Raw genomic sequence first — 18,966 nt, 5'->3', positions numbered from 1 at the left:
AGAAAATAAATATAAAAAATATAGTCTAATATATAAGAATACTTATCAGTATTATAATATATATTATAATAAAAAATATCTTACATTAGTTATTTATTGTTTATTTTTATTTATTTTTCTTAGAGATATTCATGCCATGAATAGAGAAAATGAAGAATTTAATTTGTACCATAGAACACTAGGTAACACCGAACAACATAGTGAAGAAGAAACTCCTTGCACAGTAGTAGATATTAAAGGAGTATCTATATCTGCAGATGTATATGAAGACTATATAAAAAAACATAGTTTAGTTGTTATAGATGAGGCAAATAAAAGTATTAACGATTATTGTCCATGTTGTAAAACCTGTTGTAAAAATAAACAAACATATGCAGTTGCAGCAGCCCAAGGAGGATGTTGTGGAGCTATAAGTATAGCTGTTGGTTATGGGGTAGGAAAACTAATAGAATTATGTACTCCAACTGTTGCTCCTACAGAGATGATATTTACGGTCCCTACTCCACTAGCAACTGCTATGACTAGTGGGCATACGTTAACTACTGTTGCATCCTCTATAGAAGGAATAACACAAACAACCGCAATAACAATGGGTTGTTGTGGCCTTACTTGTTGTTTATTGGGTAGTATATTTGGCTACTTAACTAATAAAGTAGAAGAAAAAAATGAACGTATTCATACAGCTCAACAAAGATTAGAATATATGGTATTAAATAGACAATTTTTATCAGATGAAGATGAAGGATATGAACTAGTTGACTTTTCTCATAGACAACAAGTTGTAACTAACCAACCACAACGTATTAATTCTCCAGTAAACAACAATAGTGAACAGGGAGAAGGATCCAGTCGGAGATCTTCTGAAGGAACAGTATATGAAGAGATCTTTTTTCTTCCAGGATATAATCGTGGAGGCCAAATTAGCTCTTTATTAAGTATGCAGTATATCTTAGCAGGTCCATCTGCACAGGTTTCTAGTACTTTAAAGATGTTAGCCCTTAAAGCACATAGAATACCATCTGATGCAGCAGCATCTCTACAATTAGGGAAAAAATCTCAAAAGTTGCAAGGTCCAAATAGGGTACTTAAAGCAGATCTTCAGTTTCAAAACAACCCACAAGGAATATCTATTTGTCGAATGTTTGCCTTTACGGATAAGTATGAGTGCAATTTAGAGAAGAAGATACGATCAGGCCGAGCAGGATTAGTAGCAGAACTTTTCCCTGGAATGACAGCTGGATTAGCCTATACACGTCATAATGAAGGTAGGAAGTCCTTTGAAGGTATTCAGCTAGGTACAGGAAGTGGTTCTGTGACAAGTAAAACAGAGTCTGAAGCACTCTCAGCAGTAATAGCGTTAAATTCAGAAGGTGGAGGAGTGACTGGTCACATAGCAAGTTATCATGGATGGGGTAAGATGAAGACGTCTCGTTCCTTTATCCATGCAGGTAGTAAAATAAGTGCTAAAGGAAAGCCAAATATCTACTTAAATGGAGGACTGATCCAAGTTGGTTATAACATCTCTTTGTCAAAGACCACAATACTGACCCCATACATAGAAGGGATGATGTCTATGGTCAATTGGGATGCCTATACTGAGCGTTCAGGATTGTTACCATGTAAGATAAGTAGAAGTGAAGAGTATGTAGCAGAAAGGAGTGTAGGATTATGCCATCATTGGAAGCCAACAAGTGGATTTCAGATCCAAAGCTGGATAGCTTGTATTTCTGGTGAACGTAGGACAGATGGTGTATCTTGTAGACCTCTAGTAATGCCTATTAAGAAGTATGAATCCTATATTTCGGTACAAGAAAGAAAGTATGTTCATATAGAATTTGGAGCATCATACAGTATGTCAGTTACAGATACTCTGCAGTTAGGCATTGATGGAATGATACATTTAGATAAGGTTCATAAAATAAAAGAAAAAAGTATGAGTCTTTCTTTAATGTATTTACACTAAAAAAGTATCTATACTGTCCAAAAGAGGATAGACTTATTTTATTGAAATACTCTATTTGTAAAAAGTAAGTATAAAAAAGTGTTCTATATTTATTGGAACTCTTTCTTTTTTAAAATGGAAATATGACACATATGTACCTGCTCTAAAAACAGCATATAAAGGCAACAATTGGTATTGCTTAGCATAAAGACTTTATGGATGATGTAGATTTTGGTCTTTATTCTTGGATATGTCTTGAAAAGGAAAACAGGAGAATCAGCAAACAACACTGACTTACTATCTACAGTGTTTATTTTGAATATACAAATTATTTATAATGGCTAAAAAAACAGATTAATTCCAATAAATTAGATCATTTTTTATTTGACAGTTTATTGAAATATCAGTAAATAAAGATATCTTATCTAGTTTCTTTTCTTATATTTTTATTCCTACTTAGATAAGCCTTGTATCTTTTTAAGATACACTAATGTAGTTTGTTATAATTAATAACAGTATCTAGTTTTATTTTACATTATAGAGGCTTTCTCTTGTATAGATATAAAAAAGTAATTCTCTCTCATTAGATACTATTATTAATTACTATAGTAAGTAACAAAAAAGTATTTTTTTATTATAATGATAGTATTTCTTCTGTTTCAAAATTGTATTTTTTCTCATCAAATATATTCACTTTCGTCTTTCTATCTTTTCTTTTGTCATATTATAAAAAGTAAGCGGTGTCATGTCGTCTTTACTTTTTTTGTTTTGTTTTTGCATATGTTAAGCAGCAATGTTTTTTCTATGAACAGAGATGGAAGTGTAAGCTCAAATTCATCAGAGAATATTCCATTATATGTCCGGTTTTATGGTGATCCTGATTTATTACGAGGTAGGACAAGTAGACCACCTGACACTGTAGATGCCATTCAATACGGGCCAATGGAAGACTGTAGTATATGTTATCAAAGTACCTTCTGTGGTTTTTTTGGTGGGATGGCTATAGGTTCTATCGTTGGTAGTTCTGTAGGTGCTGTCGGAGGTGGTGTTGCTGGAGCTTCTGCAGGATGTGTTCTTGGTGCTGGTGTTGGTTCTACTATTGGTGCAGCTTATGGTTGTATGATGGGTGCTTCTACAGCTAGAGATAGTGAGTGTTCAGCAAGGGCAGAGAATAATATAGCCGCAGTGGTTACTCAACAACCAAAACCTTTGTTTAAAGAAGTTTATGATCAAAGTAGAATGAATGGAAGAAGTGTCACAAGTTCTACAAGTAGTCTGACAGAAGTATCTTCTTTAAAAAGTACATGTAGTAGTAGCAGTAGTAGTATTAGTAGTGATACTAGTAGCAACAGTAGTTTCCAGAAATACCTAAAGCTTTGTTTTGTTAGTAGTAGTAGTAGTAGTAGTGAAGAAGAGATAGAAGAGGAAGAGGAAGAGGTATGGATCCCAAGAGGAGAGTGTCTTCTTTCCGAATCTGAGTGTCATGGTAAAAGTGAAAGTCATAACCCACAAGGGAGTGATAAGGGTACTGCAGGGAATAAACAAGATTCAAGTGGTAATAGTCAGTCAGACCAGCAAAAAACTAAGGGAAGTCCTTCAGGGGGGAGTGGGGATGTGTTTTTGGTTCCAGAAAGAGAGACATGCTTTTTTATCCCTGGTTATAGCCATGAAGGTCAAGTAAATTCACTTTTAGGATTGCAAGGAGTATTACTAGGTTCCGCTGAGAAAGTAATAACTACACTACGATTATTAGCATTACAACATACGAATAAACATACTACTGGACAGTCATTAGAAATAGATTCTAGACCAAGAAGTCAGATTGCATCTTCTGACATAATAAGTTCATATGTACAATTACAGAATCCATGTTCTTTAAGATATTTTTCCATAGTTGCAGATAATTATGAATCAAATTTAGAATGTAAAAGTCGTTCAGCTCAATTAGGCTTAACTATGAATCCTACTCCATATGTTCATGTAGGGTTGATGTATCATCGTCAAAATAAATATTTTTCTTTTTCTAAAGAAGTACAGTTAGATTCAGCGTGTGGCATAGCTAAAGCAAAGACAAAAGTAGAAGGGCTTGCAGGTATTGTTACCTTGAATCCAGATAAAGCAGGATTTACAGGACAGTTTGCAAGTTATTATGGCTGGGGTAATACAAAGAACCATCGCTCTATAGGCTACATAGGAAGAGAATTAGAAGCAAAAGGGCGTTCTAAGATTCATTTAAGTGGTGGGCTTGTCCAGCTTGGATATAATTTGCCATTAGCTAACAATTGGTTTTTAACACCTTATATTGAGAATATTTTTTCTGTTGTAACATGGAATGGATACAAAGAAGTACCAAGTCCTTTTGCATGTAGTATAAGTAAAAATAAAGAACAATTATGGCAAAATAGTATAGGGATGAGAGCTATTGGGAAAATAGGAAATAATTCTCAACTGCAAATGTGGACTGCTTATAGTACTGGTTATCATAAAATAGCCGAGTTAACATCTATGTTTCTGTGTGCTCCAATGAAGAAGTATCAGGCAGTTGTACCTGGTATAGATAGAAAGTCTGCACAAGTTGAGGTTGGCATTTCTCATCAAGCAAAAATTACAACTACGTTAATAAGTTACTTGAATGTAATTGCAAAGATTGGCAAGAAAAAGTTGGATAATTCTCACTTGACGTTATCTTTAGCCTACCATTATTAATAAAAAGTAGTGTAGGCTATATAAGTTCTCTTTTTAGGGATGTCTCTATAGTAATGCTTAGTTAGGATAACACTAGTTTAAAAATATTTTTAGCTAATGTTTGAATAGTAAGAAATTTTCTCCACACACACACACACACACACACACACACACACACCTTATTCTTTCAAGAAGAAACTATTTCTAGAACAGCCAATGTTAGGATGGCTTCAGAGGAAGAGTAAACCAATGGTTATTCCTTAAGAAGGCGTATCTAAAGGAGACTCTTATTAAATAAAAGAAGAGTTTTTGCTATGATATAAAGTCTATTTTATTAAATTTTTTTACATTGAACCTTTTTGAATATACAAAATAATACTATAGTAATTATAATATACGTCATTATAAATCATTAGAACAAGTAAAAGTACATTTAAAGGATATGCTTAATAATGTTGATAAAATATTATTATATAACTATAGTACATCATTTAGATATCAATATTTTTTATATAATACTAAATTAGAGTATATTAAAAAACATCATACACGTATCTAAATAAGTAATATAATTTTATAAATGTATTATAATAAAAATTAATTTTATTATAATTTTTATTTTCTAATAATAAGACAATATTTTATTTATTTACAATAAATAAAATATTTTTAATATATTTTTATTACGTTAACTATCTACAAATATATAACTAATTAAAATTTATATACGTTTAATTTAACTATATTAAAAAATATATCCTTATTTATTTAATTATAATAACTATACTTCTACAGTCTAAATAAATAGTACTTTTTTGTACTATGCTTTTAAATACTTTCAAATACATTTCATAAGTTATTCATTCGTAATATCGTTTATCATAATAAAGTTGTAATTACTATAAGTTACATAGTAACAACTATGTAATTTTACTTAATAAATAAAAAATAAATACAATAGTATTGTATACTATTGTGGAGTTTAAATAATGTATAAATTAGTGTCTACTATTTATTTTAATACACAAATACAAAACATTATACATAGATATAATAAATTTTTAAACTTTCTAAAAAGATTAGGACAATGTCATTATAAGTATACAGCAATATTTTTTTTATTAAGCTGGGTTATGTATTTTAATCCTACAGCATTTGCCATGAATGGACAGGACAAACCTAATCCATCAAAAAAGAGTATAAAGAAGTCTCAACAGGAATCTTCTCCAAGCAGTGATGAAGAGAAGTTACAAGGTGCTACAGGAAGTATAAAAGACAGAGCATTTGTTAGGCCAAAAAGTTGGTTTGATAAAATTAAAGATAGAGACTTTGCTAACTTTTTACAGTCGTTAGATATGGGGGGAGAATTAGAAGAGGAAAAACTTAAAAGAAGAGAGGAAGAAGCAATAAGAGAAGCATGGTTAGAACGAGAAGAGTATAGAAGGGAACAAGTAAGAGCAGAGGTTCAAGAAGAAGAAAGAAGGCTAAGAGAAGGAGAAAGAAGATTAAGAGAAGAACGTAGACGAAATGATCAAGTAAGACAGTTAAAATTAGTTAGAGAGAGGTGGGTTAATGGGCACAATAATAGGAACAAGGCAGCATTAAGTGGTGAAAAAATGTCACCTAAGCAGGCGTTTATGGAGGAGAAAAAGAGGATGAAGATTTTAATAAACAATTAAGTGAAGTTAATAGAGCATGCAAAGAAATGTATGATAGAAAGTTTAAGAATGTTAAATACGTATTACAGGAGCCTATTTATCAACATAAAGATGAATACCCTAAAGTATCAAAACAGTTACAGGAAAAAGAAGAAGAGCTAAAAGTTTATGATGCAGAACTAGAAAAAATGTATGGAGCAAGTGTTAAAGTTCTTCAAAAAAAATTGTCAGAAATTCAAAATGTAGGAGGTGAACTAGATAGAGAAATGCTTTGTTTGTTACAAAAATTAGGGGATCGTGATGTAATTACACAGGAAAAGACAGAACTCCAGAGTCGTCTTAGTATAATGAAGATTGACGTAAGCCCTAATGAGTTCAAAATAGATTTAATAGATGATGCAAGCATTCGTTCTCCTGAAATCTATCGTCCCTTTACTCTATATACTAAAAAGAACGCACAAGATTGGGTACAGGAAAAGTCTAGAGAACGCAATATAAAAGAAGCAGCAGAAATAGAGCGTAACTGTAGATTAGTATTGGAGAAAAGGGGGTATGTTGAAGAGGGTGTAAAAAAAGAGACAGTAGCTAAGGTATCATTAGAAGAATGTGAATTTTCTGATGTTGACATTGATGATAGTGAAGATGAAAGCGAGAGTGAAGAACAACCAATAATTAGTAGTCGAGTAACTCAAATTGATAATAGGTATCTTACAAGGATTCATCATCACCCTACTCCTTTAAGAGATGATAGTTTACGACCATGGAATGATAGTACACCTTCTAGTACAACAGGTCAGAAAGAAGAAGAAACAACAGCTACTACTAGTGAAGCAGGGTCTCATTCTTTACCTGATAATGTTTTGGATCAAAGTGGTGAGGGTTCCTCTCAAGCTACAGCATCTGATCAAGAGCAGGAGGTAACTCATCAAGAGTCACCAGGAGAGGTTGGTCCCCAAGAAGATTCACAACAACAACAACAACAACAACAAGTACAGCAAACTCCAGGTAATCAAGCACAAACCTCACAATCAGGAGAGACACAACCTCAGGCAGAGGGGGGAGATTCACATGACTATTCTACAGAAGGAGCACGTCCAAAATTGAGAGGGAAAGATACATCTAGGGGTGGACCAGGAGGTAAAGCAACATTTATCCCAGGGTATAGTCTAGAAGGACATATAAGCTCTCTCTATGGTATGCAAGCTATTTTACTTGATGTATCTGAGCAAGTTGCCTTTACTCTGAAAGGGTTAGCACTAAAAGTACAGAACAATGCTATGGTGAAAGATGATGTTCTTCAGCTGAATGATAGTAGTGCTTCTATAAAAAAGAAGAAACAGATAGGTATGCAAGCATTACAGCAGGAGAGTGCTTTTCAAGAGTTAATGCCATACCAAGTGATTGGGTTTACTGACACTAAAGATACAAATCTGGAATGTAAACTAGGTTCAAGTCAGGTAGGACTTCTTGTAACCCCTAAGGATGGATTAAGTGTTGGATTAGCCTATAATCGATATAAAGATACAGGCAAGGAATATCAAGGAATATCCTTTAGTGCAGGAAGTGGTTCTGCAAAAAGTAAGGCTGAGCTAGATGGACTAAGTATGTTGGTTGCATGGAATCCTAGAGGACAAGGATTTACAGGTCATGTAGTAGGGTACTATGGATGGGGAGAGTTAAAGAACGAACGTTCATTCACCCATGATGGAGCACAAGTAACATCAAAAGGTACTCCAGGGATCAGTTTAAGTGGAGGGCTTATCCAACTTGGTTACACTATTCCAATAACAAAACAAGTGTCATTTACTCCATATGTTGAATGTATGGTTTCAAATGTAACCTGGAATGGATATAAGGAAAACTCAGGACCTTTGCCTTGTGAAGTGAGTAGTAATAGAGAAAAGGTGTTTGAGAAAAGTATAGGATTGCGCAGTCGCTGGGATGTAACTGAAAGAAGTTGTATTCAATCCTGGGTAGCAGGTGTATCTAGCTATCGAAGTACCAACAAGGTACATGTAAAACCACTGATAGCAGCCTATGATTCTAAGTATGAAGCCTCTATTCCATCCCATGGAAGGCAAAGTACAAAAGCAGAATTAGGAATGTCTTATAAATCAAAGGTAACACGAAATGTTGAGATAGGCCTTCAAGGAAAAGCACAACTTGATAAGTCTAACAAGAGGCCTCAACATCAAGTAAATGTACATTTCCAGTATATGTTTTAAGAGTATTAATAGTTTATTATGTGACTATAGTATATTACTACATAGTAATTATGTGTTATACTACAGTATATTGTATGAAATATTTTTATTAATGATAATGATTTGACAGTATAAAGAGGGTAGCTTATTAAGGGTAACATATCTGTTCACTATAATAAGCTACCTAATTGTTTTACTTGAAATTCTTCATATCTCTATTATTACTTTGAGTAATATGTGTTTTAAATAACCCTTTATTATAGATCCTATTAGCGAAGTATCCATTACTTTTTTTTACACTATGTATCTTATTTACATAAGTTGTATAGTTATTATTATTTATGTATATACTTTGTTGTCTTTGTTATTCAAAAATTTTATACAATCTTATTAAGAATTATGTATATCCATTTTAACAATTAACTATAGTCTTATTAAGACACAACATGGAGGACTTTTGTTTTTATAACACTTCCTATAGTTATGTATGTTATATTTTAATGATTCAGCCTCAATAAATAACAATGGTAAGGAACAAGACGAAACTGGAAATCATTCATCACAAGATTTACAATGTGTTTTATTAGGAACCGCTGGATAGTTTTCAATGTATTAAAATTATTAGTTTTAATAACTCAGGATCTTCTGCAAATTAAAACAAATTTTTTTGCTTCAATTATACATCTTGTAGCTAGAAAGAATAGATTTCAAACAATACTTTCTTTAGAATAGAAGAAAAATACAGGAGAAGTTTGTAGCTTATTTGATTCTATAAAAATCTATCATAGAAGTTTAGACTATAAAGTGTAATCTGCTTAATATGGTGTAGTATATGATTTTATACCTAGTATAACAGTTGGGTTTGCATGTAACCACTATAATGAAGAGACAAGATATGTACTATATGGGAAAGGACAATAAATATTTCTGTCAAAGCAAAAACAAAAGTTTTTTCTGTTATTATTTTTTAATATAGATAAATTAGGACCTATAGCAGAGTTAGCTTTTTTGGTTTGGGTGAGGTAAAGAGTTTTCGTTCACTAAATAAAACTAAGGGATAACTTATTTGTAAAGGTACATCTAAGGTATAGTTAATTGGTGAACTTGCTTATTTAGGCTTATTTTTTTAGAAAGCGTATTACTTCTTACAATATAGAATGGAGTTCATACAAAGAGAAGGCTAAGGTCTTGCAAATTAATAGTAACAGCAGTATGGAAGAAGCATTGGTATACGTTATTGTTATAAGCTTACCAATACATCATCATTACAAGTATAGTTTGTAGAAGTATTTGGAAAGCAAAAAGTTAATGGATTAGCATTTAGTACAGTAATATTTCCTCTTTTACATTTTGAAGATTAGTCCTTGATTATAAGAAACAATATAGAAGAGCATAGATAGGTTTATTGCATAATATAAAATTATTCCTTTCTATTAAACTACATAGGAAAACAACTTTTGGAAAAGAAAAAAGTTTGTATATTCAAGTAGGTATTTTCAACAAAACTATATTATAATAGTAATTAGTTGCTGACTTTTTTTAACATAAACTCTTTATATCCGTTATGTATTCTTCATTTACTAAGCATAGCTACGTATTATAGTAATTGTACTCTATAATTAATTTTGGTATTATAGTACATTTTTTTTTGACATATATAAAAATATATTATAATTATTTTTTCCTTATAAACAACTACTACTATAATGTAGTACTTACTATATAAGTAGTTATTTATTATTCAATAGACATTATTCAATAGGCATATTTATTATTTTTATACTTTTATAACGTATTTTTACTTTATAAAAAAGTCACTATCTATTTATAGATACCTTTTAGTATCTATTTAATGTATTTAAAATCTAATCTAAATATTGTATAGAGGAATAGTAAGTGTTATTCAATAAGTTTATGATATATATATATATCACTATATGTTATTCTTATACTTTAACAGTCCTATTTCTTTTTCAAAAAAAATTATTGAAGACGTACTACATTTTTGTAGCAGGGGTCTTTATTTTTTTATGCACAGCTAAGCATGATCATGCTATTGCTATGGATAGGCTAAGTGGCATACCTCAAAGGGATCAAGTAGAAACTGACTCTTCATCTTCAGAAGGTGAAGAAGAAGAGCAAGGTGCTACTGGTATTGATATGGGTTTCTACAATACCCTAGACTCCATTGAGTTTGCTGCTGAGGTTACGGGTAGAAATCATAGTGAAGAATGTAACTATAGATATGAAAATAGACGCTATCGAAAGAAGAAGGAAAGAGAAGAGGAAATACAAGAAGAGAAAAAACGATGTGAAATGATAGAAAAACAATGTAGAGAAGTTACTCATTATCAGAATGTAAAACAGAAAGTTGAAAGTTTTATAGCCTATCCTTCTCTTGTTGCTGAGCAGAAATGTTGGATGGATACATATAAAGAGGAAGCTCTTGATCGACTAAATAACGTTAGTCAGGAGCGACATGAAAAAGAAAGATCTATAGAGGAAAAACAACAACAAATATTGAGGAGTCAAGAAATAAATCAACGACTTATAGCAGAAGGACAAAGTGAATCTTTTTTTAATATCTTTGAACAAAGTGAATCTAGAATTCTACGTCCGGTGTTTAGGACTCGTTTTCAACTACGAGTTAGGAGAGAAGAACTTAACGCATATTTTAATAGAATGATGGATTTTCTATATGGAAGTGATGCATTCCTACAAGAAATTATAGACGAAGAGGAAGAGGCAGAATGTTTGGAAAGAGAAGAGAGAGTAGCATTAGATGCCTTAGAACAGCTACGAGTAGAATTAGAGCATAATTTAGTACAACAACACCAGGAGATGCAAAGAAGAATTCCAGATAACATATTGAATCATCGCGAAGAGTTAATACTACAAGAACTAACATGGAGCTATACAGAAGTATTGTCAAATGCCTTCATAGCATATGATACTCACTGTCAAACCCTCTCTGCTCAACAAAGCAGACCACCCTTTTTCCCTTATCTAGAAGAGGCTATGAGGCAAAAGAGAAGCAAAGCAGAAATAGTAGCAAGTGTAGATATGGCTCTCCTCTCTTTGGATGATAGTAGAGAAGATAGTGAGTCTTCTGAACGAGGGGAAATACATGATGTAAGTTGGTTTGGTGGAAATGCATTACTAGATGAAACTCTTGGAGAAGTAGAAGAAATTGAGCACTCTGAATCCTCAAAAAGTGATGTTAGTCAAAAATCAACAGCATGTACTGAAGGGGAGAGCGAAGAAGCTTCTTCTACTCAACAATCTGAACAGTCTATATCTTTAGAGCAACGCTATCTTTTACAGGGCGCTCGACCAAGGCAACCTTCAAAAGGTGGGGCATCAGATAGTTCTTTGTCATTTATCCCAGGCTTTAGTTTTGGAGGACAAATAAGCTCTCTTCAAAGTATGCAGTACATTTTATGTGATGTTTCTGAAAAAGTTTCAACAGAGTTAAAATCACTTGTGCAACATGCACGACAACAACAGTATGATAAAGACAATGAATGTTGCCTTACAAATTTAATATCAAGAAAGAGATACAGCTCTGTTCCTCAGTATGACACTGTTCAACATACCTATAACATAAGTAGTCCATATAGAGTGTTTGGAGGAGTAGACTCTTACAGTAAAAATTTAGAACATAAAATTCGTTCAAGCCAAGCAGGAGTAATGTTTACTCCTCATAACGGATATACAGTGAAGTTGTTGTATGATCGTCATAAAAAAGATGTTCAAGAACATAGTGGACTACAGCTTGGAACAGCAATAGGTTCTGTTAAAAGTTATATAGATACAGATGGACTTTCTACTATTTTTAGTTGGTATCCTTGTGGTTCAGGCTTTACAGGGCATCTTGCTGGTTATTATGGATGGGGACAGTTAAAGAATACTCGATTTTTTACTCATGCAGACAATCAAGCATGTTCTAAAGGCTCTACAGACATACACCTAAATGGTGGAATGATCCAAATTGGATATATTTTCCTTTTATCAAAAAAGTTAGCCATTATTCCTTATATTGAAAGCATATTATCAAGAGTAGGTTGGCATTCATATAAAGAAACTATAGGTGTACTTCCTTGTACTATTAGTAGTCATAAAGAAGTCTGTTTAGAAAAAAGTATTGGTCTATTTTGTCAGTGGAACATTTCTGCATCTACTCAGCTACAGTGTTGGGGAATAAGGACATCAGGAACATCAAATGTAGATAAAGTTACTTCTCAACCGACTAGAGGTCCAAATACATATACTATTGTAGTTCCAAACTATAAGAAAAAGTATATGAGAACTGAGCTAGGGTTATCATACTCTTCAAAACTTACTGATTTTTTTACTATTGTTTTGAATAGTAACGCCCAATTTAATAGTAATAAACGCCATATACAAAATGCAACAGTTCATCTAAGGTATACATATTGATTATTAAAAGAATATAAAAGTGATAAAAAAGACGGATAGTTACTGTAAATACTATTTATAGTATATAGATTAAAATAAAATATTCAGTAACTATAGAAAGATATAATTTTTTAAGACAGTTGACAATATATAATTTTGTATTATATTTAACACAATTCTAGCTTTATACTAAACCCACTGTTTAATACTTGCTGAATATTCAGTTTTTTATTCCTCTGTAAACCTTCTATTACTGTATTACAATCAGTTAGTATTCTACTTTTATTAGTAGGTTATTAGTGTAATACTAATATTTAATTGTAATTATAATACATAACTTTTTTATATAGATAATATGTTATGATTTTATAATATATTTTACACCTTTATACATGGTTGGTATTTAATGAACTTTTATATTTTATATTTAATAATTATACTATATACATTTTTTTAATTATATTATTTTATAACTATATTAATAGTATAATTTAATTCTTATAATTATAAAAATTTATCTATATAAATATATTATACACTAGCAAAAAATATTAACTTGTTAATAGTTTTTGCTAATAACTATTATATTTTTTTAAAGTAAAAAAGTATTTCATGAGGTTAGTTTAAAATAACTAATGTATAAATTTATTATATTTTATATTATATGTATATATGAAACAATAGCCATATATTTACTCTTAGGTAGTTTTATATCCTATTTTAATAGAGTCTTTCTTAAAAAAGAAGTAAAAATATTAGATACTACTAAAGTAAAAAAGTATGCTAGAATAGGAACATTTATTTTTTTGTATGTAATAATAAGTTCTCAAGTATCGTTATCTCATAATGCTCGTATAGGCTATGAAGATAAAAATAGTGATAGGAAGAGTAAACTGATTTTACATAACAAATTACAAGTAAATGAGTTTGATGAGCTTCGTTCAGATATTGTAGTTACAATGACACCATTAAATATATATACTTCTACTCAGGAAAATAAAATTACAACTATAGAAGCCAACCTTTTAAGATTAGAGGTGATACAGCGAACACAACCTGTGCTTTTAGTAGATGTCGAAAGCAGTCTTCGTGACATATATCTTCTACTGGACGAAGCTGAAGGGTGTAATAGAGAAGTAGAAAGATGTCTTAAAATATGGGAAACAGCTAGTGAACATACAAAAGTACTGCATCGTCAGACTAGGGAGCGTTTATCTAATGCAGTAATAGAGTGTCAACCAGGGTTACCTACTAATAATGAGGGTAAAGTAGTAAGTGTACCAGAAGAAATTGTGGCTTCCATTGAAAATAAGGTGTTACATACAGCAAATCAACAAAGAACTGCACGAAAAATGGAAGTAGCTATATCACGACATAAAAATAAAAATATTTTCTTGGGGAATAAACAAAAACTACTTAGGTATCGAATTGAAGTACTGAAAGCGCGTGTAGAAGGTAATCCTGATCCTCCTATACCTATACTTACACCACAAGTGCTTGAATTACCACTTTTACCTGATCCACCACCATCACCACCACCATTGCCACAGCAGACTTTTCAATTCCCAGATTTTGGAGATCCTCTTCCGGAACCATTGTCTCCTTTAGGAGATGATCCTCCCCAAAATGTACTAAATCAAGAGCCTCAGCCAGGACCATCTTCTGAGATTGTCTCAACTTTACAGCCTTCACCTTCAGTAGAGGATCTATCTAGTTCAGGAGTGACTTTAGAATGTCAAGAAGAGCTTTCTAGCAGTGATGAGGAGATATTAGATGATGAGTGTTTAACCTCTGGCGATGAATCTTCAACATCAGATGGTGAGTCTCAAAGGTCATCACCGCCAACAAAACGTAGGAAGCTAACTCATACTCCACCACCTTCTGATAGAGGCTCTCCTCCAGGGAGTTCTTCTATGCTTATGCCATATTACACATATGGACAAGTCAGTTCTCTTCAAGGATTACAAAGTACGTTAATGAGTTTAGAGGATCAGTTAGCAACACAATTACGACTATCTATTATTAGATCCATTAATGTTTTAGGTGTTTGTTGTAAGGACGACAATCAGTTACAACCTCATACTTTTCAAAGTAAAAAACAGACTAAAATTAAAGGAGGAATAGGAAGAAGTCACTCAACAGATAATGAAATACGTCCAACTTCTGTGAATAATTCATTATTTTTTTCGCAGCAATGGCATGTTATTGCATCTATGGATAGTCGTATATCTAATTTAGAGACTACTATTTCTTCAAGACAAGCAGGGGTTTTTACAACACCTATCGATGGACTCTGTTTATCTTTATTGTATAGTAATAACAAAAAGAAAACTCAAAATTTCTATGGAGTTGTACTAGACTCAGTAGATGGTTCTGCAAAAGCTCAGATAGAAACAGATAACATTTTAGCAACAGTGACATGGAATAAAGAACATCAAGGTTTTTCAGGTCATTTAGCAGGTTGTTATGGGTGGGGGAAAATAACAAATATTCGTACAATACATTTTTTTGATAACGAAAGTGTTTCTAAAGGTATTTCAAGTATACATATGAGTGGTGGATTTATTCAGCTAGGATATAACGTTTTACTAGGAAAAAATTATTTTCTTATTCCATATGTTGAATATATGAGATTAGCAGTAGCATGGGATCCATATGAAGAACATACAGGTCTTATTCCTTGTAAAGTGAGTGGACATAAAGTTCATGTTTGTGAGAAAAGTATAGGTTTGCGTAATCAATGGAAAATTACAGATAATTCCCAGCTACAGTTTTGGGGTTCTCATATTTTTACAAATCATAATACAGGTGAAATAGCTTCTAAACCACTTAGTTTATCTGACTATAGGAATAAAATATCTATTCCTGGTTATAAGAAGCAATATATCCATAGGGAGGCAGGGATTTCTTATGAGTCAAATGTAATGGATACATTATCTATGGAGCTTTATAGTAAGTTAAGGGTAACTAAAAGCATAAAAGATGTTACTAGTTATACAAGTTTTACAATAAGATACGTTTATTAACTGTTGTTAAAAAAATATCTCTTGTTATAAAAGATAAAACAAGTTATGTCTTATAATATAAAGAATATATAATCTCTTCTGGAACTAAAGATAAATAGATTATAACATTTCTTAATCAATACATAAATAAATTTTGTAGTCCGTAACTAAATATTTTTATTACACATTACATTTTTATATTTGTATTGTATCTATTTTTTGTCTATTTTTTTTGATTATATCTTTAGTTATAACTGGATCTATCTTTTTAGTTTTATTTCTTTATTCCATTAGAATTCATATTCTTCTTACATAGGGAAGATATGTTCAATATAGAATTTATTCTAAATATAGAAAAGCTATTTATGAAGTTAACTATATACTACTATAATAGTATATTTATATCTAATATTAATGAAGTAAAATTCTATTAAAATGTAGTATTCATATGTTTTTTAGTACGTTATAAATATAAACTATATAATATAGTTATTTTTATACATACATAATATAGATAAACTATACTTATATGTTTATATAATATTTTTTTGTAATTTAAAAATTTAAAAAAACTGTTATTTTATATGTATATAAATTATAGTGTTTAAAGCTTATACTAATAAGCTCTTATTAAAAAGAAATAGATTTTGATATAGATCAATAACTATTTTAAATTATATTATTTTCCATATAAAATCTATATATTAACACACTTAAATTATAAAATTAATAGTTATTATATATATATATCATTATATTAATATATATATATTAACATGCTATATGTAAATTAATAATATTTAATAAAAAGTATACTATTTAATTGTTTAAATATAGTTACTTTTAAAAGTAATTTACTTAATGATAAAAATACATAATTTATCTTTTTATAATAAAATTATATATATATATTATTAGTTAGAATATGTACTATATTATGTTGCAAAAATATGTTGTACTTTTTTTTACATATAAAAAATATTTTTGAAAAAAATATACATATAGTTTATTACAAATAATAACTATATTCTTATTATTTTCTATTTTTAATGTAAAAGAAACATTTGCTGATGACAGTATAAGTCTTAAACAACAAATGAAATATCAAAAATTTCTTAAAATGAAGAATTTACTAGAATCTTCTAATCAGCAAGCACAAGAAATATTGTCAATTCAGGAATCTTTAAGTGCACGAATGGATGATGATTTAAAGGGACTGGGAGAAACATCTCGTCAATGCACAGAAACATTAAGAAGATTAGAAGAGCAGACTACAGAAATACAAGGAATACGGTCAACTATACTAAGTGCACGTCAGATGAAACCTAAAGATTTAGACAAGATACTACAATCAGCATATAAAACAATTCTTAAAGTTTATTCCCAGGGAAAAGATAGAGCAAGGATACATAGGCAGATTCTATTACAATTGCAACGAGTTAATTTTCATCAATTTCAAGTGAGAGATAGCGAACACTTGGCAGTAGATCAGCTAGAACTTATAGGCAGTACTTTAGAACGGGTAGAAGAAGAAACTTTAAACTTTAGCATACAACCACCTCAACCATATACTAATAGTGTGCTACAACAACAAGTGACATTGATAAATCAGAAGTCAGTAGCAGTATGGAATGGTATAGAAAAAAGAAAGAGACTTCGTTCTTGCTTACAGGCTTTGTATACTGTTGTTGAGAACAAGGCTAGCCAGGTTGAAGAGAAAAACAAGCAACTGGAAGAGATTGTAGCTGAATGCTATCTTATTGTTACAGGAAATAGTAGTCATCAAACTTCACGTCCCCCGTCACCACCACCATCATCTCCAGGGGGGGGGGGGTTGGCTCACTTGAAGGGTCTTCTTTAGGAAGTGCTTCGGCGTCTTTCACAGCTTATGATGTTGAAAGTAACTTTTGTGCTCTTCAAGGATTACAATGTTCTCTAGGAAATACGCTTAATCAAGCTTCAAATCTACTAAGAATGCTATCATTAAAAACTATGGCTATATCTTTAAAGCAAAATTATGCTGAAAGAGAGCTTAATACTATTGTTACTTCTCCTAAGCTGCGCTTTTGTAAGACAGCTATTGAGCAGCCTGTTTCATCATCTCAGCCATCTTTAGATGTGTTTATTCCATTCCAGGGATTTAGTTCAACAGATAAATATAGTTCAAATGGTGAGGACAAACTTTGCTCAGCACAAATAGGATTTGTTATGTGTCCTACAGAAAAGTTTACTATGGGAGTAGGTTATGACTATGTTCATGAAATCCCTAGGAAATATAAAGAAGATTCTACTCTAGTAACAAAGACACGTTCAACAATACATATTTTTTCTTCTATTTTTAGTTGGAATACAAATGGCGTGGGATTTACAGGACACATTACAGGATGTTGTGGATGGGGAGATATAAATAATACACGTTATTTCATACATGGTAGGGGAAAAGCTAGTTCTAAAGGGATGCCTAGAATTAATCTTAGTGGTGGGCTTTTACAAATAGGATATAATTTCCCAATATCAAATGTAATGACGATTACTCCCTATATTGAAGGAATGCTTACAACAGTTGCTTGGAATGCATATCATGAGTCAATAGGCCCTGTCCGTTGTAAAGTTAGTGACTATAGAGAAACTTCTTGTGAGAAAAGTGTAGGTTTACGACATAGCTATACTCCTTCTAGTAAGACACAACTTCAACTATGGATTGCAGGTGTTTTAGGTCAATATAATATAGGTAAACTGCATTCTGATACTTTATTTTCTGATTATAGTTATCATACTACTGTACCACTAAAGAGAAAAAATTATGAACATGCGGAATTAGGTATTAATTATGAAGTGTATGTATCAGACTTATGTACTATTGGACTTTATAGTATTATAATTTTTTCGCATATTCAAAAACCTACAGATAAAACTATGAGAGTTTCTTTACAATATATGTATTAATTCTATATAATTTTTATAACATATACTGTATAAACATAGTATTTACATGTAAAAATTTCATATAAATAGTAACTTTTGATTACTTTATCAGTATACATCATTAGATA

General features: G+C 31.2%; 8 protein-coding genes. All 8 read left to right on the top strand.

What is annotated here, in order from left to right; translation table 11 throughout:
- Positions 1-136: 136 nt before the first annotated feature.
- Complete coding sequence (locus LI_RS07040) at positions 137-1,963, top strand: autotransporter outer membrane beta-barrel domain-containing protein (protein WP_223604226.1); 1,827 nt, start codon at positions 137-139, stop codon at positions 1,961-1,963.
- A gap of 783 nt (positions 1,964-2,746) precedes the next feature.
- The gene (locus LI_RS07035; protein ID WP_041817123.1) at positions 2,747-4,648 is read left to right on the top strand and encodes an autotransporter outer membrane beta-barrel domain-containing protein; all 1,902 of its coding nucleotides are present in this window, start codon (positions 2,747-2,749) and stop codon (positions 4,646-4,648) included.
- A gap of 1,112 nt (positions 4,649-5,760) precedes the next feature.
- Positions 5,761-6,306, top strand: coding sequence for a hypothetical protein (locus LI_RS07030; protein WP_223604228.1), 546 nt, complete (start codon positions 5,761-5,763; stop codon positions 6,304-6,306).
- A 26-nt stretch (positions 6,307-6,332) separates the two neighbouring features.
- Positions 6,333-8,510 (top strand): autotransporter outer membrane beta-barrel domain-containing protein, encoded by a 2,178-nt coding sequence (locus tag LI_RS07025; protein WP_011527367.1) that lies wholly within the window; start codon positions 6,333-6,335, stop codon positions 8,508-8,510.
- A gap of 1,965 nt (positions 8,511-10,475) precedes the next feature.
- A complete protein-coding gene (locus LI_RS07020; RefSeq protein ID WP_223604232.1) occupies positions 10,476-12,929 on the top strand; it encodes an autotransporter outer membrane beta-barrel domain-containing protein in 2,454 nt (817 codons plus the stop codon).
- A 785-nt stretch (positions 12,930-13,714) separates the two neighbouring features.
- A complete protein-coding gene (locus LI_RS07015) occupies positions 13,715-15,934 on the top strand; it encodes an autotransporter outer membrane beta-barrel domain-containing protein (protein WP_223604234.1) in 2,220 nt (739 codons plus the stop codon).
- 1,075 nt (positions 15,935-17,009) lie between these two features.
- On the top strand, positions 17,010-17,774 hold the full coding sequence (locus LI_RS07010; RefSeq protein WP_011527364.1) for a hypothetical protein: 765 nt from the start codon (positions 17,010-17,012) through the stop codon (positions 17,772-17,774).
- 131 nt (positions 17,775-17,905) lie between these two features.
- On the top strand, positions 17,906-18,859 hold the full coding sequence (locus LI_RS07005; RefSeq protein ID WP_172633681.1) for an autotransporter domain-containing protein: 954 nt from the start codon (positions 17,906-17,908) through the stop codon (positions 18,857-18,859).
- Positions 18,860-18,966 lie beyond the last annotated feature (107 nt).

It is taken from the genome of Lawsonia intracellularis PHE/MN1-00, assembly GCF_000055945.1.
In the GTDB taxonomy this organism is placed as follows: domain Bacteria; phylum Desulfobacterota; class Desulfovibrionia; order Desulfovibrionales; family Desulfovibrionaceae; genus Bilophila; species Bilophila intracellularis.
Note: the sequence above shows the minus strand (reverse complement) of the source record. Positions and strands in the feature narration are given on the sequence as shown.

What these genes read in the sequence shown, in the direction of transcription:
- LI_RS07030 (WP_223604228.1), top strand. Translation starts at nt 5,761, where the DNA reads ATGTATTTTAATCCTACAGCATTTGCCATGAATGGACAGGACAAACCT.
- LI_RS07010 (WP_011527364.1), top strand. Translation starts at nt 17,010, where the DNA reads ATGAAATATCAAAAATTTCTTAAAATGAAGAATTTACTAGAATCTTCT.
- LI_RS07005 (WP_172633681.1), top strand. Translation starts at nt 17,906, where the DNA reads ATGGCTATATCTTTAAAGCAAAATTATGCTGAAAGAGAGCTTAATACT.
- LI_RS07025 (WP_011527367.1), top strand. Translation starts at nt 6,333, where the DNA reads ATGTATGATAGAAAGTTTAAGAATGTTAAATACGTATTACAGGAGCCT.
- LI_RS07035 (WP_041817123.1), top strand. Translation starts at nt 2,747, where the DNA reads ATGAACAGAGATGGAAGTGTAAGCTCAAATTCATCAGAGAATATTCCA.
- LI_RS07040 (WP_223604226.1), top strand. Translation starts at nt 137, where the DNA reads ATGAATAGAGAAAATGAAGAATTTAATTTGTACCATAGAACACTAGGT.